Below are 24,123 nucleotides of genomic sequence, written 5' to 3'. Positions count from 1 at the left end.
CCGGCGCCTGCCCGGTGGGACCGGCGGTTCAGTACCCGCGTTTGGTGTTCCAGTCCCAGATGTACCAGGCGTAGATGATGTTGCCGATGCCGCCGGTGAGGAAGAACAGGAGCAGGTGCACCCAGAACGAGTTGTACTTGCGGTACATCCCGACGGGCCCGCTCTGGTTGACGAACACCTGCTGGACCGGGGCCATGGGGTGGTGCGCGTACATGGGCGGCGGCAGCTGCGGCGGGCCGGAGGGCGAGGGTGGCAGGTGGGGCGCGGCGTAGGGCGGCGGAGGGGGAGCCTGCAGCGGGGCCGGCGACGGGACCGCAGGCAGGCTGGACGCGGGGCCGGGCTTGGGTGCAGGCAGATCCGAGAAGAGCGAGGCCAGTTCCCCGAGCGTGCGGGCCGTCAGCGCGTTGCCGATCCGTTCGTTGAACTCATCGGAGCTGAGCCTGCCCTGCTCCGCATGCGTCTGGAGGAACCCGACGGCCTCGTTGCGTTCCAGGTCTCCGATGCGGAGCTGCAGGTTGTCCATGACCTCAGGCTAGCTGCGCAGGGCGACAAAATCCCGGCGCCCCACGGACCGCTCACCATCCCCGGCCCCGGGGGCCGGGCGAGTCCTCCATGGTGTCGTCGGTGAAGGGCAGCGCCCCGCCGGGCCAGCGCTGCGCCGCGTGCCCTGTGACCCAGCGGTAGCCGAAGAGTCGGCGCCCGGATTCACGCTCGATCGGCCCGGTGTCGGGCTTGGTGTCGGACGCCAACATCAGCAGGTTCCCGAAGCGTCGGCCCTTGTAGACGTCGTTCTCCATCCCGATCATCGAATGCTTCCACCGTTGGTTGAGCCCGCCGGCGAGCTTCCGGGCCCACTCGAAGGGCGCCTTGTCGGTGATGTTGAAGATGACGACGGCGTCGCCCCTGCCGATGCGCCGCAGGTCGTCCAGCGCCTCCTGGGTCGCCAGGTCTCCCGGCACCACGAGTTCCTTGAAGGCATCGACGATGATGACGTCGGCCCACTGCGAGGGCATCGCGGCCAACCCGGTGCGGCCGTCGACGTCGCGCACCTTGATCCCGGAACGGGTGGGCAGCGGGATCTTGCGCCGCACCTCCTCGGTGAGCTCGACATCGGGCTCGCACACCACCTGGGCAGTCTCCGGCCGACGGTGGGCCACCCAGCGCGGGATGGTCATGCCGGCGCCGCCGATGTGAACGACGCGGAGCCGCTGGTCCGCCGGGGCCCGGAAGGCCGAGTGCTCCAACAGCAGGGAGATGTGCGCCACGTACTCGAACAGAAGCAGATCCGGCTGGTACGGATCCACGTAGGACTGCGACGTGGGGCCGAACCGGACGTAATACGCCCCCATCGTTTCGGGGTCGGGAAAGAGTCGGTCAGCCACCTGGAGAGCCTAGCCAAACCTCAGCGGCGGCGCTCGGGGAGCGCCTCGGGCGGGGCCTGGGGAGCCGGTTCCTGTCCACGGGAATGCCGTTTTCCCTGCCCGTTACCTACGGTGCCGTAGGCTTGTATACATGACCACAACGGGGGTCATCGCCCCTCAGCCCCAGGCCACGTCGGTCGCGAAGCGCGTTCTCGGCGGTGTCCGGAAGGGCGCCCGCAGGGTTGCGGAGGCCATCGCCACCCCGCTTCTCCCCGAAGACTTCCTCGACCTCATCAGCCCGCTGGGCTCCGGTGCCGAACTCCGCGGCCGGGTGCTGGGCGTGCGCGCCGAAGGCCCCAACGCCACCACCCTCACCATCCGTCCCGGCAGGGGTTGGCGCCCCCACACGCCCGGCCAGTACGTCCGCATCGGCTTCGACGTGGACGGCGTGCGCCTGTGGCGCGCGTACTCCCTGACCAGCCCGGTGAATGCCGACACCTTCACCATCACGGCACGCGCCATCCCGGACGGCAAGGTCAGCAACTTCGTCCGCAGCCTCGCCCCGGGGACGCTGCTCCACCTGGACCAGGCCGAAGGCCTCTTCACGCTGCCCACGCCCACCCCGCCCGCCGCACTGTTCCTGACGGCGGGCTCCGGCATCACGCCCATCATGGGCATGCTGCGCAACGACCCCCTGCCGGCGGATGTGGTCATCGTCCACTCCGCCCCCAGCGAGGCCGAGGCGCTGTTCCTCCCTGAGCTGCGTCGCCTCGAGGCGGCCGGTCGCCTGCGGCTGGTCACCCGCTTCACCGCCGTCGACGGCATCCTCACGCCCGACCAACTCGATTCGGTGGTCCCCGACTGGCGCAGCCGCGACACCTGGGCCTGCGGCCCTGCCGCCATGCTCGACGACGCGGAGGCCCACTGGGCTGCCGAAGGCCTGGGGGAGCGGTTGCACACCGAACGCTTCCGCGCGGCCATCATCGCCGTCGGCGACGGTGGCGCGGTGACCTTCGACACTTCCGGCGTGACGGTGGACGCCGACGCCGCCACCACCCTGCTCGACGCCGGCGAAGACGCAGGCGTCCTGATGCCCTCCGGATGCCGGATGGGCATCTGCTTCAACTGTGTGTTGCCGCTCACCGGCGGCAGCATCCGCGACCTACGCACCGGGGAAGTCACCACGGCTGATCCGCAAGACCCTGTACTCGTCCAGACCTGCGTATCGGCTGCGGCCGGGCCCTGTCACCTCACCGTTTAGGACATGCCATGACCGCCACCACGGAAGTTCGTTCCAACCGCATCACCGCCAGCACACCGCAACAGCGCGCCGAAACCTCGTCGACGGGGCGGCGCAACCCCATTGCCCACCTCAGCCCGGCAGACATCGAGGCCATCGGCCGCGAGCTCGACGAGCTCCGCGACGAGGTGCTGGGCAGCCGCGGCGCCAACGACGCCGACTACATCCGCGGGGTCATCCGCCTCCAGCGCATGCTCGAGGCCGGGAGCCGCGTGATGCTGCTGTTCTCGAAGTTCCCGCCGGCGTTCATCGCGGGCACCGCGGGGCTGACGTTCGCCAAGATCATCGAGAACACCGAGATCGGCCACAACATCCTCCACGGCCAGTGGGACTGGATGCGCGACAAGAAGATCCACTCCAGCACGTGGGAATGGGATTTCGCGTCGCCGGCGGACCAGTGGAAGCGCTCGCACAACGTGGAGCACCACACCTACACCAACGTCGTCGGCATGGACAACGACCTGGGCTACAACATCATGCGCGTGGACTCCGGCCAGGAATGGGAGCTCAAGCACCTGTTCCAGTCCGTGACGAACTTCTTCACCATGCTGTTCTTCGAGTACGGCATCGCCGCCTACGACATGCAGATCAAGGAGTGGAAGGACGGCAAGCGGTCCACGGCCGAGTTCAAGGCCGACCTGACCGCCACGCTGAAGAAGATCGGCAAGCAGTTCAGCAAGGACTACGTCGTGCACCCGTTGCTGTCGGGCCCGTCAGCGTTGCCCACGCTGGCTGCCAACGTGATCGCCAACACCTTGCGCAACATCTGGACCCACTCGGTGATCCTGTGCGGGCACCTGCCTGAGGGCGTCGAGACGTTCGAGACGGAATCCATCGAGGGCGAGACCCGGGGCGAGTGGTACCTGCGGCAGATGCTCGGCTCCGCCAACATCACCGGCTCGAGGGTGATGCACCTGATGACCGGGCACCTCTCGCACCAGATCGAGCACCACCTGTTCCCGGACATGCCCAGCAACCGGTACCCGCAGATCGCGCCGCGGGTCCAGGAACTGATGGAGCGCCACAACCTGCGCTACGTCTCCGGCCCCCTGTACAAGCAGGTGTTCTCTGCCTGGCGCACGGTGCTGCGCCATTCGCTGCCGGACAAGCGAGAGGGGTCGAGCCGACTGCGCGAGGTGGCCGGCGCGGCCCGCGACGCCGTGGGCGAGGTCGTGCGCAACACGCGCGGCATGTGGCTGCCCCGGCGGGCCGCCGTCGCGTCGTAGCCGACTATCCTGTGCTCCGACCGCCGTTGAGGGCATAGGAGGTGCGCGTCGTGCGGGAAGACCGGCCGAGTAGCCACCAGCAGTTGGGGCGAACCTTCATCACGCAGCAACGCGTGATCGCCCTGCTGAGCTTCTTCCTGCCGGTGTCGCTGATCGGTTGGAGCCTGATCAGCGGGGAAGGCCTTCGCGGCAGCATCTCGGAGTACTACTACACGCCGATGCGCGACGTGTTCGTCGGCACGCTGTGCGCGCTGGCCCTGTTCCTCTGGTCCTACCGCGGCTACCACCCCACCAACCCGGAGCTGCGGGCCGATCGGATCGTGGCCAAGGTGGCCTCGATCGCCGCGGCCCTCGTCGCGCTGGCCCCGCTCCAGCCGCGGCAGGCGGAGTGGGACTGCACGGTGCTGCAATGCGTGTTCGGGGTGAGCACCACCTACTGGCTGCACAATGTCGCCGCTTCGGTGTTCCTCCTGGCGCTGGCGACGTTCTGCCTGATCCTGTTCCCCATGAGCGCCATCCCGGAGCATGACCTGGGTCCCCGCCTGGTGGCCTACGGCATCAGCGGCGCCACCATCGTGATCGCGGTGCTCCTGATGGTGCTGTGGACGTTCCTGCCGGTGGAGATCTACTTCATGCTGGGCCGCTACAAGCCCATCCTGATGCTTGAGACGATCGCGCTGGTGGCCTTCGCGTGGAGCTGGTTCCTGCGGAGCCGCGCCGTCGAGCACGCCGCGCTCGCCCGGTTCCGGCCGCCCGAAGAGGTGGCGGCCTGACCCCGCCGTCGCGGCGCGGACGGGGCGGCGTCAGTTGCCCTCGGCGTCCTGCCTCGGCACGAAGCTGAGCACGCCGCAGTCGTGGCACTGGACGGCGTCGCCGTCGAGCAGCGCCTGTACGCCCACCTGCTTCTTCCACTCCAGGTACCGCGCGCGGTCGAGGTGCGCCACCCGGGCGGGGTCGATGACCTCCACCTGGTAGCTGTCGCACTCCGGGCACTGGGGCGTGACGTCGAGCCACTGCACCTCGAAGTCGTCTCCCATGAGGCTGAAGTTGCCGCACTCCGGGCAGTCCCAGCACATGAGGATGGCTTCCGGGTCGATGCCGTAGCGGTCAACGAGCTCATCGAAGGACTGGGGGTCCGCCGCCCGCAGGTCCGTCGGGTCCAGCCAGGTGACCGGTGCCTCGCAGTAGTCGCAGACCTTCTCCGACATCAGCTGCAGGATCTTCTGCGCCTCTTCGTCGTCCTCCATGGAGCGCAGGAACTCCTCGTCGACGACGACTTCCTCGTCGGCGACCGGGGGATCTGTGGGTTCAATCGTGGCCATGGTCAGTCCTCTCAGTGCTGGTCGCGCTGACGGGCCTGTTCCTTCAGCACCTTCTGGTGCGTCTCGCGCTCGTCGACGAGCCAGCCCGGCGGGTTGGCCAGCAGCTCGCCGATCTCATCGCTGGTCAGCGCCTCCTTCACGCCGGAGCGGGCGAGGCCCGACTTCGAGACCCCCAGCTTCTGCGCGACGACGTCGCGGGGGAACGGGCCGTTGCGGCGCAGCTCCACCAACCACTCCGGCGGGTCGTCGCGCAGCGCGTCGACCTCTTCGCGGGTGATGGGGGTGGTGCGGAAGTCCTCGGGCGCGGCGGGCAGGTAGATGCCCAGTTTGGCCGCTGCGGTGATCGGCTTCATCGTCTGGCTCATGCCCGAAGCGTAGCCCTGCAGTAGCCTCAACGCATGACAGCAGCAGACGACGGCGGCCTGCGCATCGGCTTCGTGCCGGGCGTCACCCTCACCAAATGGCGCCGCATCTGGGGCGAGCGGTTCCGCGAACCGCTGGAGGTGACGGAGGTCACCGAGGCGGAGCAGCGGCGCGCCGTGGTCGCCGGTGACGTCGACTTGTGTTTCGTGCGGCTGCCCATCGACAAGAACGGGCTGCACGTCATCCCGCTCTACGAAGAACAGCCCGTGCTGTGGTTGAGCAAGGACCACCTCCTGGCGGCGCTGGACGAGGTCACCGCCGAGGATCTGGCCGAGGACGGCACGCGGGTGATCCACGACGCGGAGCCGGAGAGCGTCGACCTCGCCGCCTACTCCGCCGCCGTCCTCCGGGTGCCGATGTCGATCGCGCGCTCCGGCAGCCGCAAGGACATGGTCTACCTCCCCGTCGTCGATGCGGATCCCACCACGGTGGGCCTGGCGTGGCGGGTGGACAACGAGCACCCACGGATCGAGGACTTCATCGGCGTGGTGCGCGGCCGCACGGTCAACAGCACCCGGACCGCCCAGGCCAAGGGGGAGAAGCCCCCGAAGGAGCAGCCGCGCGCTGCGAAGCCCCCGCAGGCGAAGGGTCGACGGAGCCCACGCCGCCGTTGACTGCGGAGGGCGCATCAGATCTCCGCCAGCCGGGGTCTGCCCGCTCCGGCGCGCGCAGGCAGCCCCAGACTGGAGGAGTTTCCATGCACTACCCCAGGCGAGCCGCCCAGGGACGACCGCGGCGACGGCTCAGCAACCGCGAGTCGGCGGCATCCTGCAAGAATGGGGCCGTGGCGACTCGGGTGATCAGAGAGAAGCGGGGCATCTCCCCGTTCCTGCTGCTCCTCGCGACGCTGCTCGTCGTGGTCCTCGCCGTGGGCGCTTTCCTCGGTTGGCAGGTCTGGGGCACCACGGCGTTCGCCCGTGACCGCGCCGTCGACGAGATCACCCGGCTCCGCACGGAATGGGACGCGCCGCTCCCTCCCGAATTGCAGCAGGAGGACCCCGCCGCCCCGCCGCTCATCGCCGAGCCCGGCATGCATGAAGCCAACTGGCTGCTGCGCATTCCGGCCTTCAGCGCGGAGTGGCCGATCATCGCCGGGGTCGAGCCCACGGATCTCAACCGGGGTGTCGGTTGGTACCCCGGCAGCGCGCTGCCCGGCCAACTCGGCAACTTCGCCCTGGCGGGCAACTGCGTGACGGAGGGGGAGCCCTTCCGTCGCCTCCTCGAGTTGCGGCAGGGCGACGAGATCATCGTCGAGACCCGCACCGCCACCTTCACCTACGAGATCGTCTCGGCCCCCGCCGAGCTCACCGTCGGGGCTGACGACAACTGGGTCCTCGAACCGGTCCCCGGCCACCCGGATGTCGTGCCCCACCAGGCCCTCATCACCCTCACCACCTGCGAGGATCTGTTCCCCACCCCGGACCGGGCCGTCGGCTTCGGCACCCTCAGCGACACGGAGAAGAAGACATCATGACCGACCGCACCGAACTCATCGAGCACGTCAAGAACCTCGCCGTCGTGCACGGCAAGGTCACCCTGGCCTCCGGGAAGGAGGCCGACTACTACGTCGACATGCGACGCGTGACCCTCGACGGCGCGGCCGCCCCCGTCGTCGGCCGCGTGATGAACGACCTGGTCGCTGATCTCGATTTCGACGCCGTGGGCGGCCTCACGCTGGGCGCCGACCCGGTCGCCACCGCCATGCTGCATTCCACGGCTGCGGCGGGGGGTCGCCTGGACGTGTTCGTGGTGCGTAAGGAGAGCAAGTCGCACGGCATGCAGCGCCGGATCGAGGGCACCGAGGTGTCGGGCCGCCGGGTGCTGGTCGTCGAGGACACCTCCACGACGGGTGGCTCGGCCCTCACCGCCGTCGAGGCTGTGCGGGAGGCGGGCGCCGAGGTGGTGGCCGTCGCGGTGGTCGTCGACCGCGGCACCGGCGCGGCCGAGGCCGTCGCCGAGGCCGGACTCGAGTACCGCTACGCCCTCAACCTCGCCGACCTCGGCCTCTGAGGCCCTCTCTTCGGCACCCCGCGGCCCCGTGCCGTGAGCAATTGGATGGGGTCACGGCGCGACACGCCGACAAGAACGCCCTTCCGGGGCGATGACCCCATCCAATTGCTCACGGTGAGACCCTGCCCGTGGCTTCGCGCCTGCGGTAGCGTGATTCCCGAAGATAGGAGAACTTCGTGGACACACTGCTGATCATCCTGGCCGTGCTGGTCGTCCTCGCCCTCGGCGTGGTCCTCTGGGGCGTTGCTGCCTACAACGGTTTCGTCAAGAGCCGCAACCTCATCCAGGAATCCTGGCGCCAGATCGACGTCGAACTCAACCGGCGCTACGAGCTGATCCCCAACCTGGTGGAGACGGTCCGCGGCTACGCGGCGCACGAGCGCAACACGCTCGAGCAGATCACCGCGCTGCGCAACCAGGCCCGTGCGCTCGCCGGCCAGAGCGGCGGCCAGCCCAGCCAAGAACGCGCCGCCGTCGAATCCGAACTGACCCAGGCCGTGCACAACCTGCTGGTGTCCGTGGAGGCCTACCCGGATCTGAAGTCCAACCAGAACTTCATGCAGCTCCAGCGCGAGCTGACCGACACCGAGGACCGCATCGCCGCCTCGCGTCGCTTCTACAACGCCAACGTGCGCGACTACAACACGCGCATCGAGTCGGTACCCAGCAACATCATCGCCGGGTTCGCGAAGTTCGAGAAGGCCACCTACTTCGAGGTCAACGACCCGATGGTCCGCCAGGCCCCCGACGTGAACTTCGGCGAGATCTCCCAGCGTCCCGCCGCCGCCCCCGAGCAGCAGCAGCAGCAGATCGCGCCGCAGCAGCAGTACCAGCAGCCGGTCCAGCCGCCTCAGCAGCAGATCCAGCAGCCGCAGCAGCAGCCCGCGGAGCGGCCCCCGTTCGAGAACTGAGCGGCCCCTAGCAGGCAGACGCCCCTTCGTCGTAGCGACGCAGGGGCGTCTTCCGCTTTCGGCTCGCCCCACCGTCGGCCCGGCCCACGTCGCGCCCGGCCGTCGGCTCCGAATCCAGATTCGGCGTCGTCCGCGACCTCAGATCTAGATTCGGCCCTCACGCCACCCCACCCCAAATCCAGATTCAGCGTCATCAACCACCCCAAATCTGGATTCAGCGTCATCAACCACCGCAAATCTAGATTCAACGTCATCAACCACCCCAGATCTTGATGTGGAGCCATCGCCCCAACCAGACGTCCCTCCTCATCGAGGCGACACGCGGATGCCACTAGGCCTTTTGTTGAAAACCGCTCGACATAGTTGAAACCTCAACCAAAGACTGTTAGAGTTTCAACTACCACCCCGGAAAGGAAACAACATGTCCCTCAACGAACTCCACGGCACCTTCGTCCTCGATCCCGCCCACACCACCCTCTCCTTCGTGACCCGCCACGCGATGGTCACCAAGGTCCGCGGCTCCTTCGAGAAGTTCGAGGGCCAGGCCGTCATCAACGCCGACGATGTGAAGGCCAGCACCCTCGAGGTCACCATCGACGCCGCGTCGATCAACACCCGCAACGCGGACCGCGACGGCCACATCCGCTCCGCCGACTTCTTCGATGTCGAGAACTACCCCACCTGGACCTTCAAGGGCACCGACTTCTCCATCGAAGGCGACACCGTCAACGTGACCGGCGACCTCACCATCAAGGACGTCACCAAGTCCATCACCATCCCGCTGGAGTACCAGGGCTCGGCCCTCGACCCCTTCGGCAACACCCGCGTGGGCTTTGAAGGCTCCAAGCAGATCCAGCGCTCCGACTTCGGCCTGACCTGGAACGCCGCCCTCGAGACCGGCGGCTTCCTCGTCTCCGACAAGGTCGTCCTCGAGTTCGAGATCTCGGCCATCAAGCAGGCCTGATCTCCCCAGATCCCCACAGGAACGCCCCGGTGACCACACCGGGGCGTTCTCCTGTCCCCAAGCAGGGCAGCGGGTCAGGAGCCGTAGCCGAGCGACTCGTATTCAGGGTGCTTGGCCATCCAGCTCTTGACGAACGGGCAGATGGGCAGCACCTGGCGGTCGCCGGCCCCGCGCACGTCGTCGAGGGCACCGCGGACGAGAGTGGAACCCAGACCCTTGCCCTCGAAGGCGGGGTCGATCTCCGTGTGGGTGAACGTGATGAGTTCGTTGCTCAAAATGTAGTCGGCGAAACCGGCGAGGTCGTCGCCCAGCCGGATCTCGTAGCGGTTCTGCTCGGGATTGTTGGTGACGGTGGCTTTTTCGGTCATGTGTCGACGATACGTCCGCCTGACATACTGGAGCGCATGCCATGCTGTGACACTTCGGAGGGGTCCCAACGTCTGCCTCTGAGAGGTAAGCCCCGATGACCCCTGTTGTATCCCTGCTCGTAGGCGTCCTGGTCGTGCTCCTGATCACAGTCGCCACCGGCTACTTCGTGGCGCAGGAGTTCGCCTACGTCGCCGTTGACCGGTCCAAGTTGGGCAGCCGCGCCAAGGCCGGCGACGACCGCGCGGCCCGCACCCTCGAGATCACCCGTCGCACCTCGTTCATGCTCTCCGGCGCCCAGCTGGGCATCACCGTCACGGGCCTGCTCGTCGGCTACGTGGCGGAGCCACTGATCGGCCAGGCCATCGGCTCCCTGCTCGACGGCGGGGCGCTCACCGCGGTCAGCGTGGCCATCGGCGGATTCGTCGCCATCGGGTTTTCCACGTTCGTGCAGATGCTGATCGGCGAGCTGTTCCCCAAGAACTACGCCATCGCCCGCTCGACGGTGGTGGCGGACGCGCTGACGCCGTCGACGCGCATCTACCTGGCCATGTTCGGTCCCATCATCTGGGTCTTCGACAAGGCGGCCGAACTGCTGCTCCGTGCGCTGCGGATCGAGCCCGTGCACGACGTCGAGTCGGCCGCGTCGGCCACAGATCTCGAGCGCGTCGTCGCTGCCTCGCGCGAATCCGGCACGCTGTCGCCCGAGCTGGCGCACATCCTGGACCGGATCCTCGACTTCCCGCGCCGCGACCTCGACCACGCCATGAACCCCCGCGTGCACGTCGACGTGGTGCGCGCCGACGCCACCATCGGCGAGGTGCGCAACCTCATGGCCACCGGCCACACCCGCTACCCGGTGGTGGACGAACATGACTCGGTGATCGGGGTGGTCCAATTGGCAGATGTGCTGCGCACCGGCCGCGCCCTCGACGAGCCCGTGCTGCGCATCGCCCGCGAGCCCTTCCGGCTGCCGGATCTCACCAAGCTGCCGGACGCCGAGAACCAGCTGCGCGCCGCCGGCGAACAGATGGCCTGCATCATCGACGAGTTCGGCGTCTTCGTGGGCGTCGTGACCCTCGAGGACCTGGCCGAGGAGGTCATCGGCGAGCTGACCGACGAGCACGACCCCGACAACCCCGATTACCTCCCGCAGTCCGACGACGGCGTCTGGGTCATGCCCGGCGACGTCCACGTGGACGAGGTGGAGCGCGCCATCGGCCTCAAGCTCCCCGGCGGCGACTTCGAGACCATCTCCGGCCTCATCATCCACTCCCTGGGGGATCTGCCCGAGGAGGGCGCCGTCGTGAACCTCGTGTTGGAGCCGACGGCGGCGCAGCGCGCCATCGACTCCCACTCCCCGGCGCACCTCGTGCGCATCGAGGTGCTGGCCGTGGAGCGCCACGTGGCCTCCCGCGTGCGGATCTCGCTGCCTGAACTGGGGGAGCAGAAATGATGTTGCTCGAGACAGGCATGAGTGGCTGGACCGTCACCCTCTGGACCGTGCTGATCATCGTGTTGAGCGCGTTCTTCGTCGCCGTCGAATTTGCGCTGATGGCCGCCAAGCCGCACCGGTTGGAGGAGCGGGCGGGCACGTTCGCCGGCCGCGCCGCCATCAAGAGTTCGCATGAACTCACCCTGGTGCTGGCCGGCTCCCAGCTGGGCATCACGGTGTGCACGCTGGCGCTCGGCGCCATCACCAAGCCCGCCGTGCACCACGCGCTGACCCCGCTGCTGGAGGTCACGGGGCTGCCGGCCGCCGTTGCCGACGTCGCGTCGTTCGTACTGGCGCTGATCATCGTCACGTTCCTCCACCTGGTGGTGGGGGAGATGGCGCCCAAGTCCTGGGCCATCGCGCACCCCGAGGAATCCTCGGTGCTGCTGGCGGTGCCGATGCGGGCCTTCATGTTCGTGGTCCGTCCCATCCTCAGGGCGATGAACGCCATGGCCAACTGGCTGGTCCGCAAGGCCGGCGCGGAGCCCGTCGACGGGCTGTCGGCCACGCAGGACGTCGCCGGTCTGCGCCACCTGGTGGAGCATTCCGCCAACGTCGGCGCGCTGGAGGCCGGCTACCAGTCGTCGATCACCTCCGTGCTGACCCTGCGCGAGCGTCAGGTGCGCGAACTGGTGCCCGAGGAGCAGGAACTGGCCGCCATCCCGGTGACCGGGACCTTGGCCGACGTGCAGATGGTCACCCGGAACCACGGCCACATGCGGGTGCTCGTCCGCGACGGTGGGACCACCGTCGGCATCGTGCACGTCCGCGACACCCTGGACGAGCCGGACCTGTCGCGGCCCGCGATGGACGTGGCGCGCCCGCCCGTGCGGTTGTCGGCGGACAGCGGTGTGGCCACCGCGCTGAACCAGCTGCGCTTGGCGCGCACGCAGATCGCCGTGGTGACTGACGGCGACCTCGAGATCGGCATCGTGACGCTCAGCGACGTGCTGCCCGGGCTGATGCCCACGGGCATTGTCCAATCCGTCGATGCGGGCTGAGCCGCTATCCTGCCGGGCATGACCGACGAGCCCCACGACCCCACTGCGCCGACCGTGGGAGTGGGGCCGCACCCGGAGCCGTGGCCGGACGATGAGCGCCTCGACGCGGAACTGCTGCGCGACGGCGACCGCCGCAACGTGATCGACCGGTACCGGTACTGGAAGCTCGAGGCCATCGTCGCCGATCTTGACCGCACCCGCTCCCGGCTGCACGTGGCCATCCAGAACTGGGAGCACGACTTCAACATCGGCTCCATCGTGCGCACCGCCAACGCGTTCAACGTGGCGGCCGTCCACATCGTCGGGAAGCGACGGTGGAACCGGCGCGGCGCGATGGTCACGGACCGCTACCTCCACGTCCACCACCACGGGGACGAGGCGTCGCTGCTGGCCTTCCTCGCCGAGCGTGGCGTCACGGCGGTGGGCGTCGACAACCTGCCCGGCTCCGTGCCCCTGGAGACGGCGGAACTCCCGGCCGACTGCTGCCTCATCTTCGGCTCCGAGGGCCCCGGCCTGACGGAGGCGATGGTGGCGGGCTGCGCGCAGCTGGTGGCCATCACGCAGCACGGCTCCACCCGCTCGATGAACGCCGGTGCCGCCGCGGCGATCGCGATGTACCACTGGCAGTTGCAGCACGGGCCGGCCTCAACCGGGGTGGCGCTAGCATGACCTCCATGCAGCAGCAGGGACAGCGATTCGCGGCCGGGCTGACGCCACTGCCCACGGCGGCACGCGTCACCAGAGCGCGGAGCACCCTGCGGTGGCGCGTGATCTCGACGGTGGTCTCGCTCGTTCTGCTGGTGGTGTTCTGGTTCTTCTTCGGCCGCAGCTGGTCGCTGGGCTGGACCATCGGCATCGCCGCCCTGTGGCTTGTGTCGACGGTGTTCTGGCTCGTGTTGTCGGCCGTCGGGCTGAGCAACGCCAAGAAGGACCTGGCCGCCATCACCGACGGCGTGGCGTTCTATCTGGACCCCAAGGGCGTCGAATTCGTCCACCCCACCGCAGTGACGGTGCCGTGGGCCGAGGTGACGGCGCTGAAGCTCGCAGGCCACAACTTCGGCGCCGGGCCCACCCTCGTCGTCGAGGCCAACGGCCAACTGGCGGCCAAGGTGCCCGTGGCGTTCCTCGACGCCGCCCCGGCGGTCATCGACTCCGCCGCCCAGGCGTACTCGCTGGGCCGGGTGCGCCTCGACACCACGGCGCTCGACAACCTGCTCTGACCCTCTGACACGTTCCCTGGCGCCCCGGGAACGCCCGGGCTGCAACCCGGACCCAGACGGTGTGGAATCCAGCCGACGCGATAGGCTGGGCGGGAACCAGTTTTCATCGAGAAAAAAGGGGCTCCCATGCCAGTTGCAACTCCTGAGGTCTACACGGAGATGCTCGACCGGGCCAAGGCGGGCAAGTTCGCCTACCCGGCCATCAACGTCTCCTCCTCGCAGACCCTCAACGCCGCTCTCCAGGGCTTCGCCGAAGCAGGCTCGGACGGCATTCTGCAGGTCTCCACCGGCGGCGCCGAGTACTTCTCCGGCCCCACCATCAAGGACAAGATCGCCGGCGCAGCCGCTTTCGCGGCCTACGCCCAGGAAGTCGCCAAGAACTACCCGGTCAACGTGGCGCTCCACACGGACCACTGCCCGAAGGACAAGCTGGACAGCTTCGTGCGTCCGCTGCTCTCCATCTCGGAGGAGCGCGTCGCCCGTGGCGAACTGCCGCTGTTCCAGTCGCACATGTGGGACGGTTCCGCCGTTCCCATGGAGGAGAACCTGCAGATCGCTGCTGAGCTCCTCGAGCGTTGCGCCAAGGCCAACATCGTCCTCGAGATCGAGGTCGGCGTCGTCGGCGGCGAAGAGGACGGCGTCGAAGCCGCCATCAACGAGAAGCTCTACACCACCGTCGAAGACGGCCTGCGCACCATCGAGGTCCTCGGCCTCGGCGAGAAGGGCCGCTACATGACGGCCCTCACCTTCGGCAACGTGCACGGCGTGTACAAGCCGGGTGCCGTCAAGCTGCGCCCGGAGCTCCTCAAGGAGATCCAGGACGCCGTCGGCGCCAAGTACGGCAAGGAGAAGCCGTTCGACCTCGTGTTCCACGGCGGTTCCGGCTCCACCGCGCAGGAGATCTCCGACGCGGTCGACCACGGTGTCATCAAGATGAACATCGACACCGACACCCAGTACGCCTTCACCCGCCCGGTCGTCACGCACATGTTCAAGAACTACGACGGTGTGCTGAAGATCGACGGTGAGGTCGGCAACAAGAAGCTGTACGACCCCCGCGCCTGGGGCAAGGCAGCCGAGGCCGGCATGGCCGCCCGCGTCGTGGAGGCCTGCCAGCAGCTCCGCTCCGCCGGCCAGTCGTCCAAGTGACGCCTCGCTGACGCACTGAACAATGCTGCGGCCGGTCCCCTCGGGGGCCGGCCGCAGTTGTTTTCGTCAGGTCAGCGGAACCGGACGATGTTGTTGAGGACCTCCTTCGTCACCCAGGTGTACTGGGTGCCGCCGCCCGCCGTGGGCAGCGCCGCGATGACGCTGGCGCCCAGGTAGGTGCGGCAGCCGCCGCGGCCCGTGGCGGCGGTGTCGCACTCGGTGCGCCACGTGCGGCCGTCGGCCGATGTCCAGGCGCCGCCCCGGGCCAACGGGTTGGTGCCCCACTGGGCGCGCGTCATCCGCGGCAGGTAGGTGAGGTTGTTGAACACCCACCCCGTCGTCTGGGTGAACGCCCCGGCCGTCTCGGTGACGGTGGTGGCCATGATCATCGTGCGGCAGCGCACCGTCTGCGAGTACGGCTCGCAGGCCGTGAACCACTGCCGGCCGTTGACCATGTGTAGGCCCGGCGTGTTGTAGACGTCCCTGACCTCGGGCCTCGGGGCGGCTGTGGTCGGCCTTCGCGTCGGCTCCGGGCTGGGCTCCTCCGGTTCGATGGCCTCCAGCCAGGTGAACGACGGCGACGTCCAGGTCTCGGTCAGCGCCGGGGTGTCGGAGTTGGTCACGGTGATCCGCAGGGCGTAGGTGCCGTGCGGGGCGGGCATCGGTTCGCCGTCGGCGCCGGCCAGCATGCCGTCCCAGGCGGCGAAGTTGGCCTCCGGTGAGCGCCACGGAGCGGGCTCGGTGTAGACCTCCTGCTCGGACCTCTCGACCGGCGTTCCCTGGGTGTCGGTGGCCAGCACCGACAGCGTGACGGCCGAGGCGGGAGTGCCCAGCGTGAACCCGACGGCGGGCAGCTGCCACTCGTCGTAGGGCGTGTCGTCCTCCCGGACGCCGAAGGCCGGCATGGAATCGGTGCACTGGCGGCCCTCCACCTCGGCGCAGCCCCACAGCACGCCGAGGAACGGCGCGCTGGCGCTGGCCTGCGGGAACAGCAGGGGCGCGTCGCCGTAGTCGCCCTTCATGCCGGCGAAGGGGACCCGGAGGGAGTCACCGTCCGTCGTGAACTGCAGGAAACCGCTGTAGATGGCGGTGTCCGGGGCGGTCTCCGGCGCGTCGATCGTGACGTCGACGGTGGCGCTGCCGCCGGCGGGAACCGTGACCGTGGGTGCCGAAAAGGCGACCTCGGCGGCTTCCTGCGTGAAGTCCGGCCGGTTCTGCGTCCTGGATTCGCCCCAGGCGACCGAGCTCGTCACCGCGTCGTCGTGCGAGGCCCGCCAGGTGACGGGGGCGTCCGTCGCGTTGGTCAGCGTGAGCGTCTGGCGGAACGGGCCGTCCGCGGACTGCCCGGTGGCCAGCTTCGACGGGGTGACGAGGTGCTGCTGCGTGATGGCCCGGTCCACGTGGATCAGGCCGGCGCCCTGGCGGTGGGCCGCGTCGAGGACGCCCGATTGGGGCATGAACGAGTAGACGGCGGGGGTGGCGGTGTTCTGCAGCCGGGTGCGGATCTCGACGGGGGTGTAGCCGGGGTTGCGCTGCAGGAGGAGCGCGGCGGCGCCGGCGACGTGCGGCGCGGCCATCGAGGTGCCCGACGACAGCCCGTGGCCGCCCATCGACAGCGGCAGCGTCGAATAGACGTCGCCGCCCGGGGCCGCCAGGTCGGGCTTCAGGCCCAGTTCCGCGTCGAGTCCCCAGGAGGTGAACGACGAGGCCAGGCCGGGGGTGTACGGGTTGGGGTCGTCGATGAACGTACCCGGGACGGTCACGGTCACCGGGCCGTTCGCCAGCGCCTGGACCACCTGACGCCCGGCGTCGGCGAGGATGCCGATCATGGGGATGTCGTTGACCTCGGCCCACTCCCAGGAGAAGTAGTCGCCGTGGAGCACCACGCCGATGGCGCCGGAGTCCAGCGCGAGCTGCGTGCGCCGCTCGACGTCGCAGCCGCCGGTGCCGGGGAGCAACGCGATCCTGCCCTCCAGCGCGGGGTCCAGCTTGCACTGGAGCGGGTCGCTGAACCTGGCCAGTTCGCCGGTGAAACCCGTCGGCACGGGAGCGGCGGACATGACGGTGTAGCCGGAGCGGATGGGATCGCCGGAGGCCGGAGTGAACACCACCTCGGGGGTGGCGATGCTCGTCGAGTCGAACGAGGCAACCGCGATGGCCTTCTCCGCCACCGAGGGGGCCCGCAGCGTCTGCGTGCCCATCTCGCCCTCGTTGCCCGCGGCCACCACCAGGACGACGCCCGCGTCGACCATGCGGTCACCGGCCTGCGACAGCGGGTGGTTCGGCGAGCTCTGGAACGGCCAGCCGAGGCTCATGTTGACCACGTCCATGCCGTCGGCGGTGGCGCGCTCCATGGCGTCGAGGACGACGGCCATGGTGGTGTCGCCGCTGCAGGTGAGCACCTTGTAGGCGCCCAGCGTCGCCTCGGGGGCCACGCCGACGACCGCGCCCGCGCCGCCGACGGTGCCGGCCACGTGTGTGCCGTGGCCGAGGCAGTCCATGGGATCCCTGTCCGGGGCGATCTCGCCGGCGCCGGCCTCCTCGTCGGGGGAGGGGCTCCAGTGGTCGCCGATGAAGTCCCGGCCGTAGGCCACGCGGGCGGTGGGGAACGTCGTCCCGGAGCCGGTGCCGCCCAGATCCGGGTGGGTGTAGTCGACGCCGGAGTCGATGATGCCGACCTTCACGCCCCGGCCCGTCACGCCGAGCGCGCTCTGCGCCCTGTCGGCGCCGATCATGGCCAGCGCCGGCCTGGTGGGCGAGCCGTCGGCCGACGGCGGGGCCGTGGGAACGCGCAGGCCCAGCACCGGCTGGACCGACCTGACCGAGCGCAGCCCGGCCAGTTTCCTGGCCTGCGCGTCGTCGGCGCGGACGGTGACGCCGTTGAACAGCCGCGTGTAGACGCGGTTCACCTCGGCAGGCAGGCTCGCGGCACGCGCCTCTGCGGTGAAGGCCGAGCGGTCACGCTGGAGCTGCGTCTGCCTGCCGCCGGAGACCGTCGGCTGGGAACGGAATTCGACGAACCACTCCCCGGTGGGCCAGGTCTTCCCGAGTTCTGCCGAGGGGGTGGTCACGTGGTCGGCGAGGTTGCCCAGGTCCACCGTGGCGGCGGTCTGGTCGTCGGCCCGCGAGACCGCGGGGGAGAGGGTGAGAGCGGCGACGACGAGCGAAGTCATCGCCGTGCGCCACCAACGTTGCTGGAACATGGCGTCCTTCCGTTGCCAAGGGCTGAGCACAACCTACTGGTCCGCGACGGCTTCGCGCCTCCGCCCCAGGTCTGGGGGTCCCGGCACCTCCGGGGCAGGTGCAGAGGGGGCCCGGCGACCGTGCCGCCGGGCCCCCTCGGGGTGCTTCAGGTGCCGCTGGTCAGTTCTTGAAGCGGACCATGTTGTTGAGGATCTCCTTCGTGACCCAGCGGTAGGCGTAGCCACCGTCAGCCGCCGGGTAGGCCTCGATCACGCTGGCGGTGATGTAGGAGCGGCAGCCGCCGCGCCCCGTCGTCGCCGTGTCGCATTCGGTGCGCCACGTGCGGCCGTCGGTGCCCTTCCAGGTGCCGTTGACGGCCAGCGGGTTGGTGCCCCACTGCGCCCGCGTCATGTGCGGGAGGTAGGTGAGGTTGTTGAACGCCCACCCGCTGCGCGGCACGAACGAGCCGTCGTCGGCCTGGATCACGGTGGTGGCCCAGATCATCGTGCGGCAGCGCACCGTCTGCGAGTAGTCCTCACATGCGGTGAACCACTTGCGGCCGTTGACCTCGTGCATGCCCGGCGTGTTGTACACGTCGGCCGGCAGCTCGGACGCAGGCGACTTCGTGACGGTCACCGTCGGCTTCGCCCCCGGCACCGAGGGTTTCGGGCTGGGCGACGCGACCGGGGTGTTCATCCACCCGAAGGCCGCCGACGTCCAGCTCTGGCTGCCGCCGTCGCCGTCCGCCGCGACGCCCGTGACCTGGATCACGTAGTTGCCGGGCGTGGCCGGGACGAGCAGGCCGGCGTCGTTGGGCAGCTGGCCGTTCCACGTGTACAGCGACTCGAATTCGGAGCGTCCCAGGTGGTCGAAGCTGAGCACCGTGGCGCGGCTGGCGTCGATGGGGTTGCCCTTGGCGTCTGCGCGCAGCACGTCGATGGTCAGCTTCTGCACCGGCACGGCCTGGTGCAAGGCCACCGTCGGCAGGTCCTCGCCGCCGGTGAAGATGCGTCCGGCGTCGACGATCTCGTAGTCGACGTCCGGGTCCACGCACTGGCCCTCGTCCCAGAAGGAGCAGGCGGTGATCTCGACCACTGCCGGGAGGTCCCAGATCTCCGGGAAGATCTCGAGGTTGCCGTAGTCGCCCGCCATGCCGGCGAACGGCACGGACACGGCGGTGGCTCCCTCGTCGGAGGTCAGGTGGACGAAGCCCGAGTACTGGGCGCCCTCCGGGGCCTCCGGGTCCGCGTTGATCGTGACGTCGACGGTGGCCGCGCCGCCGGCGGGCACGGTGACGCTCGGCGCGGAGAAGGACACCTGCGAGGCGAACAGGTTGTAGCCGACGGTGTTCTGCGTGCCGTCGCCCCAGTCCGGATCGGTCTCCAGGTAGGTGCTGAGCGCGTCCTCGTAGGACAGCGCCCAGGTGACGGGGGCGTCGGTGACGTTGGTGATGGTCAGCGTCTCGGTGTGGGCGCCGTCGGCGGATTCGCCGGCGGAGATCTTGCCCGGCGAGACGACGAAGCCGTCCTGCAGCGCCCGGTCGACGCGGATCAGGCCGGCGCCCTGACGGTGGGCCGCGTCGAGGATGCCCTCGTCGGGAAGTTCGGCGATGGCGGCGGGCACGGCGCTGTTCTGCAGCCGGCTGCGGATCTCCGCCGGGGTCATCGACGGCGCGTTCTCCAGCATGAGCGCCACGGCGCCGGCCACGTGCGGTGCGGCCATGGAGGTGCCGGACAGGGTGGCGTAACCGTCGGCCTTCTCCAGCGGGTAGGTGGAGCGGATGGATCCGCCCGGCGCGCCGAGATCCGGCTGCAGGGTCAGGTCTGCGGCCAGACCCCAGGAGGAGAAGTCCGAGATCAGCCCGCCGGTGGGGTTGGGCTGCTGACTCTCCCCGCCGGTGAACTGGATGGTGGCGGGGAGCGCGCCCACCACGGAGGTGCCCACGGCCTGGGTGACGGTGACCACCGGGATGGTGATGCTCACCTCGCCCTCGACGGTGGCGTTGATGAAGCCGGGTTCGTTGTTGTAGATGACCAGCGCCTCGGCGCCGGCGGCCTGGGCGTTGGCGGCCTTCTGGTGGAAGGTGCAGGTGCCGCGCTGGGCGATGGCCACCTTGCCGGTGAGATCAGCGGTCTCCGCCTCGCAGTTCAGCGGGTCCGTGGTGCGCGCGAGCGGCAGGTTGTTCAGTGCCGACGTCGCGCCCGGCGAGCCCTCAGCACTGAGGAATCCGGCGGAGACTGGGCCGTTGGCCGTGGTGAACAGCACTTCGTCCATGGTCACGTGCGAGTTGTCGAAGGACGCCACGTTGATGGCCAGGCTGGCCGTGCCGGGTGAGCCCACCGTCATGGTGTAGCGGTCGCCGGCGTTGCCTGCGGCGTTGACCACGACGACGCCGTTGCGCACCAGGCGGTCCGAGGCCTTGGAGGTGGGGGCTTCGGGAGAGGAGTCGAAGTCGGCACCGAGGCTCATGTTGACCACGTCCATGCCGTCGGCCTCCGCGCGCTCCAGCGCATCGAGGATCACCTGGTCGTCGACGGAGCCTTCACAGCCGAAGACGCGGTAGGCGCCGAGGGTGACACCGGGGGCGACACCGGTGACCTCACCGGAGGCGCCGACGATGCCGGCCACGTGGGTGCCGTGGCCCTGGCAGTCGTCCGGGCGGCCGTCGGGCTTCGGGACGGGCTGGTAGGAGGTCGACGTGGGGTCGGCGTTGTAGTCGTCACCGACGAAGTCGTGACCGTAGGCCACCCGCGCGCTGGGGAAGGCGGTGGAGCCGTTGGTGCCGCTGCCGCCGAAATCCGGATGGTCGATGTCGATGCCCGTGTCGATGATGCCCACCTTGACGCCCTCACCGGTGAGGCCGAGCTCGGTCTGGGCGATGTCCGCGCCGGTCTGCGCGATGGCGGTGATCAGCCGTGGGGTGACGTCCTGCGGTTCCGGCACGGAGAAGATGCGCACCGGGTGGACGGCCTTGACTCCGGGGAGCTCTGCGTACTGCTCGGCGGTGGCGGTGTCAGCGGTGACGGCCACGCCGTTGAAGAGGCGCTCGTAGTTCCTGATGACGTTCGCGGGGCGGCCCGCGCGGCGCGCCTCCTCGGCGAACGAGCGGTGTTGACGCTGGATCGTTGTGCGGCTGCCGCCGCTGGCGGTGGGCTCGCTCTCGAACTCGACGAACCACTTGGTGGCGTTCAGCCAGCGGGCGGTGCGCTCTTCGGCGGCGGCGCTGTCGCGCGGCACACGCAGGTCCGGGTCTCCGGGGTCTGCTGAGGCGGTCAGGGGTGCGAGCCCGACGATGGCCGCAATGGCAACCGTCGCTGCGCGCCTCCAGGCGGAGGGCAGGGGCATGGGTTTCTCCTCGCAATGGTGGTCTGGCTGGCAACCTAGCGGTTCGTCGGGCCAGCCACGCGGCTTCCGGGGAGGTGGTGTCATCGAAGGCATGGCCCGGGGGACGGCTGAATCGGCGGCGGTGTCGTATCCGAAGAGCGATGAGTCACGGTTTGATAACAAACCCTGCATCAATCGTGGAGGAGTGCTAGCGTTAACATCGTCGTTCAGAGAGCCGCATAGTTGCGGGATTTCCGGCGAAAGTACGAAGGAGTACACGTGAGCAAACTTCTTGAGCTGAAGAACGTCAGCAAGACGTTTCCAGGCGTCAAAGCGTTGCAGAACGTCCATTTGGACCTCAACGCCGGCGAGGTGCTGGGTCTGTGCGGCGAGAACGGTGCCGGCAAGTCCACGCTGATGAAGATCCTGACGGGCATCTACACGCCGGATCCGGGCGCGGAGATCTGGCTGCAGGGCCAGAAGGTCACCGTCCGCGACGTGAACCACGCCCGTGATCTGGGCCTGAGCATCATCCACCAGGAACTCAACATGGTGCCGGACCTCACCGTCGCCCAGAACCTGTACCTCGGGCGCCCCGGCAGCAGCAAGGGCGGCTTCGTCGACGACAAGGCACTCAACCGCGAGGCGAGCGAGCTCTTCGAACGCCTCGGGATGAGCATCCGCCCCACTTCCCGCGTCGGCGACCTCTCGGTGGCCCGGCAGCAGATGGTGGAGATCGCGCGCGCCCTGTCGTTCGAGTCCACCAAGATCCTGATCATGGACGAGCCCACCGCGGCGCTGACCATCTCGGAGACCGACGCCCTGTTCGGCATGATCCGCGACTTCGTCACCCCGGAGACCGGCCTGATCTACATCTCGCACCGCATGCCGGAGATCGAGGAGATCACAGACCGGGTGTCCGTGCTGCGCGACGGCCAGTACATCGGCACCGTCACCACCGACGAGGTGGAGATCCGCGAGATCATCTCGATGATGGTGGGCCGCGAGGTCTCGGGCGACGCGCGACCCCGCACCACCGTCGACAGCGACGAGGTGCTGCTCAAGGTGGAGAACCTCAACACCAGGAAGCTCCTCCACGACATCAACTTCGACGTGCGCAAGGGCGAGGTGCTCGGCTTCGCCGGCCTCGTCGGCGCCGGCCGCACCGAGGTGGCCCGCGCAGTCTTCGGCGCAGACCCCCGCACCTCCGGCGACATCCACGTGCACGGCAAGAAGATCAACATCCGCTCCGCCGCAGACGCGGTGCGCGCAGGCATCGGCTACCTCTCCGAGGACCGCAAGACCTACGGCCTGCTGCTCGAGCAGGACATCAAGTACAACGCCGTGCTCGCCGCCATGAACGACTTCAGCATCGGCGGGTTCGTCCTCGACGGCAAGATCCGCACCGTCGGCAAGGAGTTCTCCGACAAGCTCAAGGTCAAGACGCCGTCGGTCAACCAGCTCCTCGGCAAGCTCTCCGGTGGCAACCAGCAGAAGGTCGTCATCGCGAAGTGGCTCGTGCGTAACTCCGACATCCTCATCTTCGACGAGCCCACCCGAGGCATCGACGTGGGTGCCAAGGAGGAGATCTACGACCTCATCGAACAGTTGAGCGCCGCGGGCAAGGCCATCATCGTCATCTCCTCCGAACTGCCGGAGGTGCTGCGCGTCTCGCACCGCATCGTCGTGATGGCGCACGGACACATCACCGGCATCCTCGACAACGAGGACGCCACCCAGGAAAGCATCATGGAGCTCGCCACCCTCGGCAAGGCTCAGTTGAAAGGAACCGCAGCGTGAGCACTCAAGCCACCACCAAGCAGACGACGAGCCCGGTCCAGGGCTACCTGAAGTCGTCGCTTCAGCAGATTTTCGTCTTCCTCGCGCTGGTCCTGATCTACATCGTCTTCATGCTCGTGGCGCCCAACTTCGCCACGCTCGGCGTCGCGCTGGACATCGTCTCCCAGTCGGCCTACGTCGGTGTGATGGCGTTGGGCGCGACCTTCGTGATCGCGACGGCCGGCATCGACCTCTCGGTCGGCACGGGCATGAGCCTGGTCGCCGTCGCGGCGGGCGCGTTCCTCGCGGCCGACCCGTGGCTGAACCTGCCGCTGGGCGCGGGCCTCGCGCTGACCATCCTCGTCGGCGCGTTCATCGGCCTGATCAACGGCTTCAACATCGCCTTCCTCGGCCTACCACCGTTCATCGCCACGCTGGCGATGATGATGGCGGCCCGCGGCCTGGCGCTCGTCGTGTCGGACAAGCAGACCATCAGCATCAAGAACCCGCAGTACACCTGGCTGTTCAACGGCGAGCTCATCCCCGGCCTCAAGAACGCCATCCTGTGGTTCATCCTCTTCGCGATCATCGCCGGCGTCATGCTCAACAAGACGCTGCTCGGCCGCTACGCCATCGCCATCGGCTCCAACGAGGAGGCCACCCGCCTCTCCGGCGTCAATGTGCGGTTCTGGAAGACGATGGTCTACGTCACCGCCGGCGTCTTCATGGCCTTCGGCGCCATCCTCTACTCGTCGCGGTTCGGCTTCGTCCAACCCGCTGAGGGCGTGGGCTTCGAACTCAACGTCATCGCCGCCGTCGTCATCGGTGGCACCTCACTCGCCGGTGGCCGTGCCAACATCATCGGCACCGTCGTCGGCGCACTCATCATGGAGACCCTCCGCAAGGGCCTCCAGATGATGGGCATCGCACAGGAATGGCAGCTCGTCGCCACTGGCGTCGTCGTCCTGCTGGCCGTGTTCATCGACAACGTCCGCCGCGCCAGAGCTGCTGCGGTCTGACCCGCCCCCCGTCCACCACTCACGCACAACAACACCCTGTACCGGGAGGGCGGTCCTCCCAACAACCGAA

22 protein-coding genes are annotated in these 24,123 nt (G+C 68.7%); 15 read left to right on the top strand and 7 right to left on the bottom strand.

All coding sequences use genetic code 11. The features are described 5' to 3' along the window. Nucleotides 1-28: 28 nt before the first annotated feature. Both H5393_RS08505 and H5393_RS08500 read right to left on the bottom strand, forming a co-directional pair. Nucleotides 29-523, bottom strand: coding sequence for a DUF1707 domain-containing protein (locus H5393_RS08505; RefSeq protein ID WP_182766270.1), 495 nt, complete (start codon nucleotides 521-523; stop codon nucleotides 29-31). Between the two features lie 52 nt (nucleotides 524-575). Then, nucleotides 576-1,382 carry a fused MFS/spermidine synthase gene (locus tag H5393_RS08500; protein ID WP_182766269.1) on the bottom strand — a complete coding sequence of 269 codons (807 nt, stop codon included), beginning with the start codon at nucleotides 1,380-1,382 and terminating at the stop codon, nucleotides 576-578. 130 nt (nucleotides 1,383-1,512) lie between these two features. On the opposite strand from H5393_RS08500, the gene H5393_RS08495 reads away from it, so the two are divergent. Genes H5393_RS08495 through H5393_RS08485 form a run of 3 tightly spaced genes read left to right on the top strand, consistent with a single transcriptional unit; the run spans nucleotide 1,513 to nucleotide 4,660 of the window. Beyond that, nucleotides 1,513-2,622, top strand: a complete 1,110-nt coding sequence (locus H5393_RS08495; protein ID WP_182762644.1) for a ferredoxin reductase — start codon at nucleotides 1,513-1,515, stop codon at nucleotides 2,620-2,622. Nucleotides 2,623-2,630: 8 nt separating this feature from the next. After that, a complete protein-coding gene (locus H5393_RS08490) occupies nucleotides 2,631-3,887 on the top strand; it encodes an acyl-CoA desaturase (protein WP_182762642.1) in 1,257 nt (418 codons plus the stop codon). A gap of 50 nt (nucleotides 3,888-3,937) precedes the next feature. Next, nucleotides 3,938-4,660 (top strand): hypothetical protein, encoded by a 723-nt coding sequence (locus tag H5393_RS08485; RefSeq protein ID WP_182762640.1) that lies wholly within the window; start codon nucleotides 3,938-3,940, stop codon nucleotides 4,658-4,660. A 30-nt stretch (nucleotides 4,661-4,690) separates the two neighbouring features. Here the strand turns inward: H5393_RS08485 and H5393_RS08480 are convergent, their stop codons facing one another. Beyond that, complete coding sequence (locus tag H5393_RS08480; protein WP_182766268.1) at nucleotides 4,691-5,209, bottom strand: hypothetical protein; 519 nt, start codon at nucleotides 5,207-5,209, stop codon at nucleotides 4,691-4,693. Nucleotides 5,210-5,220: 11 nt separating this feature from the next. Then, nucleotides 5,221-5,574, bottom strand: coding sequence for a DUF5997 family protein (locus H5393_RS08475; RefSeq protein WP_076063686.1), 354 nt, complete (start codon nucleotides 5,572-5,574; stop codon nucleotides 5,221-5,223). A gap of 33 nt (nucleotides 5,575-5,607) precedes the next feature. On the opposite strand from H5393_RS08475, the gene H5393_RS08470 reads away from it, so the two are divergent. The 5 genes from H5393_RS08470 to H5393_RS08450 all read left to right on the top strand — a co-directional run bounded on the left by H5393_RS08470 (nucleotide 5,608) and on the right by H5393_RS08450 (nucleotide 9,517). After that, on the top strand, nucleotides 5,608-6,246 hold the full coding sequence (locus H5393_RS08470; protein WP_182762636.1) for a LysR family transcriptional regulator substrate-binding protein: 639 nt from the start codon (nucleotides 5,608-5,610) through the stop codon (nucleotides 6,244-6,246). Nucleotides 6,247-6,416: 170 nt separating this feature from the next. Further along, on the top strand, nucleotides 6,417-7,106 hold the full coding sequence (locus H5393_RS08465; RefSeq protein ID WP_182762634.1) for a class E sortase: 690 nt from the start codon (nucleotides 6,417-6,419) through the stop codon (nucleotides 7,104-7,106). Beyond that, nucleotides 7,103-7,642: an orotate phosphoribosyltransferase gene (pyrE, locus tag H5393_RS08460; protein WP_182766267.1), complete on the top strand. Its 540-nt coding sequence runs from the start codon at nucleotides 7,103-7,105 to the stop codon at nucleotides 7,640-7,642. The genes H5393_RS08465 and pyrE overlap by 4 nt, the downstream gene beginning before the upstream one ends. Nucleotides 7,643-7,818: 176 nt before the next feature. Beyond that, a complete protein-coding gene (locus tag H5393_RS08455; RefSeq protein WP_182766266.1) occupies nucleotides 7,819-8,553 on the top strand; it encodes a LemA family protein in 735 nt (244 codons plus the stop codon). A gap of 421 nt (nucleotides 8,554-8,974) precedes the next feature. Further along, nucleotides 8,975-9,517, top strand: a complete 543-nt coding sequence (locus tag H5393_RS08450) for a YceI family protein (RefSeq protein WP_182762629.1) — start codon at nucleotides 8,975-8,977, stop codon at nucleotides 9,515-9,517. 74 nt (nucleotides 9,518-9,591) lie between these two features. Here H5393_RS08450 and H5393_RS08445 read toward each other — a convergent pair whose 3' ends face one another. Then, on the bottom strand, nucleotides 9,592-9,885 hold the full coding sequence (locus H5393_RS08445) for a GNAT family N-acetyltransferase (protein ID WP_182762627.1): 294 nt from the start codon (nucleotides 9,883-9,885) through the stop codon (nucleotides 9,592-9,594). A gap of 95 nt (nucleotides 9,886-9,980) precedes the next feature. Between H5393_RS08445 and H5393_RS08440 the strand changes: the two genes are divergently transcribed. From H5393_RS08440 to fbaA, 5 genes are all read left to right on the top strand, one after another. Further along, nucleotides 9,981-11,339, top strand: a complete 1,359-nt coding sequence (locus H5393_RS08440) for a hemolysin family protein (protein ID WP_182762625.1) — start codon at nucleotides 9,981-9,983, stop codon at nucleotides 11,337-11,339. Continuing rightward, the gene (locus H5393_RS08435) at nucleotides 11,339-12,379 is read left to right on the top strand and encodes a CNNM domain-containing protein (RefSeq protein ID WP_220486211.1); all 1,041 of its coding nucleotides are present in this window, start codon (nucleotides 11,339-11,341) and stop codon (nucleotides 12,377-12,379) included. Before H5393_RS08440 ends, H5393_RS08435 begins: the two co-directional genes overlap by 1 nt. Nucleotides 12,380-12,397: 18 nt before the next feature. Next, nucleotides 12,398-13,048: a TrmH family RNA methyltransferase gene (locus H5393_RS08430; RefSeq protein ID WP_182766265.1), complete on the top strand. Its 651-nt coding sequence runs from the start codon at nucleotides 12,398-12,400 to the stop codon at nucleotides 13,046-13,048. Between the two features lie 5 nt (nucleotides 13,049-13,053). After that, nucleotides 13,054-13,599, top strand: a complete 546-nt coding sequence (locus tag H5393_RS08425) for a hypothetical protein (protein WP_182766264.1) — start codon at nucleotides 13,054-13,056, stop codon at nucleotides 13,597-13,599. A 126-nt stretch (nucleotides 13,600-13,725) separates the two neighbouring features. Beyond that, nucleotides 13,726-14,748: a class II fructose-bisphosphate aldolase gene (gene fbaA / locus H5393_RS08420; protein WP_182762619.1), complete on the top strand. Its 1,023-nt coding sequence runs from the start codon at nucleotides 13,726-13,728 to the stop codon at nucleotides 14,746-14,748. A gap of 71 nt (nucleotides 14,749-14,819) precedes the next feature. Here the strand turns inward: fbaA and H5393_RS14750 are convergent, their stop codons facing one another. Together H5393_RS14750 and H5393_RS14745 are read right to left on the bottom strand one after the other, a co-directional pair. Further along, nucleotides 14,820-17,951: a S8 family serine peptidase gene (locus tag H5393_RS14750; protein ID WP_182766263.1), complete on the bottom strand. Its 3,132-nt coding sequence runs from the start codon at nucleotides 17,949-17,951 to the stop codon at nucleotides 14,820-14,822. A gap of 160 nt (nucleotides 17,952-18,111) precedes the next feature. Further along, nucleotides 18,112-21,276 carry a S8 family serine peptidase gene (locus H5393_RS14745; RefSeq protein WP_182766262.1) on the bottom strand — a complete coding sequence of 1,055 codons (3,165 nt, stop codon included), beginning with the start codon at nucleotides 21,274-21,276 and terminating at the stop codon, nucleotides 18,112-18,114. Between the two features lie 258 nt (nucleotides 21,277-21,534). Here H5393_RS14745 and H5393_RS08405 point away from each other — a divergent pair, with 258 nt between their 5' ends. Continuing rightward, the gene (locus H5393_RS08405) at nucleotides 21,535-23,055 is read left to right on the top strand and encodes a sugar ABC transporter ATP-binding protein (RefSeq protein ID WP_182762612.1); all 1,521 of its coding nucleotides are present in this window, start codon (nucleotides 21,535-21,537) and stop codon (nucleotides 23,053-23,055) included. Next, a complete protein-coding gene (locus H5393_RS08400; RefSeq protein ID WP_245244075.1) occupies nucleotides 23,052-24,053 on the top strand; it encodes an ABC transporter permease in 1,002 nt (333 codons plus the stop codon). The genes H5393_RS08405 and H5393_RS08400 overlap by 4 nt, the downstream gene beginning before the upstream one ends. Nucleotides 24,054-24,123 lie beyond the last annotated feature (70 nt).

It is taken from the genome of Tessaracoccus sp. MC1756, assembly GCF_014164735.1.
Taxonomy (GTDB): domain Bacteria; phylum Actinomycetota; class Actinomycetes; order Propionibacteriales; family Propionibacteriaceae; genus Arachnia.
The sequence above is the reverse complement of the archived record's forward strand: the minus strand, read 5'-3'. Positions and strand labels throughout refer to the sequence as shown.

Excerpts from the sequence above, each read along its gene's own strand:
- H5393_RS08435 (WP_220486211.1), top strand. The coding sequence starts at position 11,339 with ATGTTGCTCGAGACAGGCATGAGTGGCTGGACCGTCACCCTCTGGACC.
- H5393_RS08430 (WP_182766265.1), top strand. The coding sequence starts at position 12,398 with ATGACCGACGAGCCCCACGACCCCACTGCGCCGACCGTGGGAGTGGGG.
- pyrE (WP_182766267.1), top strand. The coding sequence starts at position 7,103 with ATGACCGACCGCACCGAACTCATCGAGCACGTCAAGAACCTCGCCGTC.
- H5393_RS08490 (WP_182762642.1), top strand. The coding sequence starts at position 2,631 with ATGACCGCCACCACGGAAGTTCGTTCCAACCGCATCACCGCCAGCACA.
- H5393_RS08495 (WP_182762644.1), top strand. The coding sequence starts at position 1,513 with ATGACCACAACGGGGGTCATCGCCCCTCAGCCCCAGGCCACGTCGGTC.
- H5393_RS08505 (WP_182766270.1), bottom strand. The coding sequence starts at position 523 with ATGGACAACCTGCAGCTCCGCATCGGAGACCTGGAACGCAACGAGGCC.
- H5393_RS08445 (WP_182762627.1), bottom strand. The coding sequence starts at position 9,885 with ATGACCGAAAAAGCCACCGTCACCAACAATCCCGAGCAGAACCGCTAC.
- H5393_RS08475 (WP_076063686.1), bottom strand. The coding sequence starts at position 5,574 with ATGAGCCAGACGATGAAGCCGATCACCGCAGCGGCCAAACTGGGCATC.
- H5393_RS08440 (WP_182762625.1), top strand. The coding sequence starts at position 9,981 with ATGACCCCTGTTGTATCCCTGCTCGTAGGCGTCCTGGTCGTGCTCCTG.
- H5393_RS14745 (WP_182766262.1), bottom strand. The coding sequence starts at position 21,276 with ATGCCCCTGCCCTCCGCCTGGAGGCGCGCAGCGACGGTTGCCATTGCG.
- H5393_RS14750 (WP_182766263.1), bottom strand. The coding sequence starts at position 17,951 with ATGTTCCAGCAACGTTGGTGGCGCACGGCGATGACTTCGCTCGTCGTC.
- H5393_RS08425 (WP_182766264.1), top strand. The coding sequence starts at position 13,054 with ATGCAGCAGCAGGGACAGCGATTCGCGGCCGGGCTGACGCCACTGCCC.
- fbaA (WP_182762619.1), top strand. The coding sequence starts at position 13,726 with ATGCCAGTTGCAACTCCTGAGGTCTACACGGAGATGCTCGACCGGGCC.
- H5393_RS08470 (WP_182762636.1), top strand. The coding sequence starts at position 5,608 with ATGACAGCAGCAGACGACGGCGGCCTGCGCATCGGCTTCGTGCCGGGC.
- H5393_RS08450 (WP_182762629.1), top strand. The coding sequence starts at position 8,975 with ATGTCCCTCAACGAACTCCACGGCACCTTCGTCCTCGATCCCGCCCAC.
- H5393_RS08480 (WP_182766268.1), bottom strand. The coding sequence starts at position 5,209 with ATGGCCACGATTGAACCCACAGATCCCCCGGTCGCCGACGAGGAAGTC.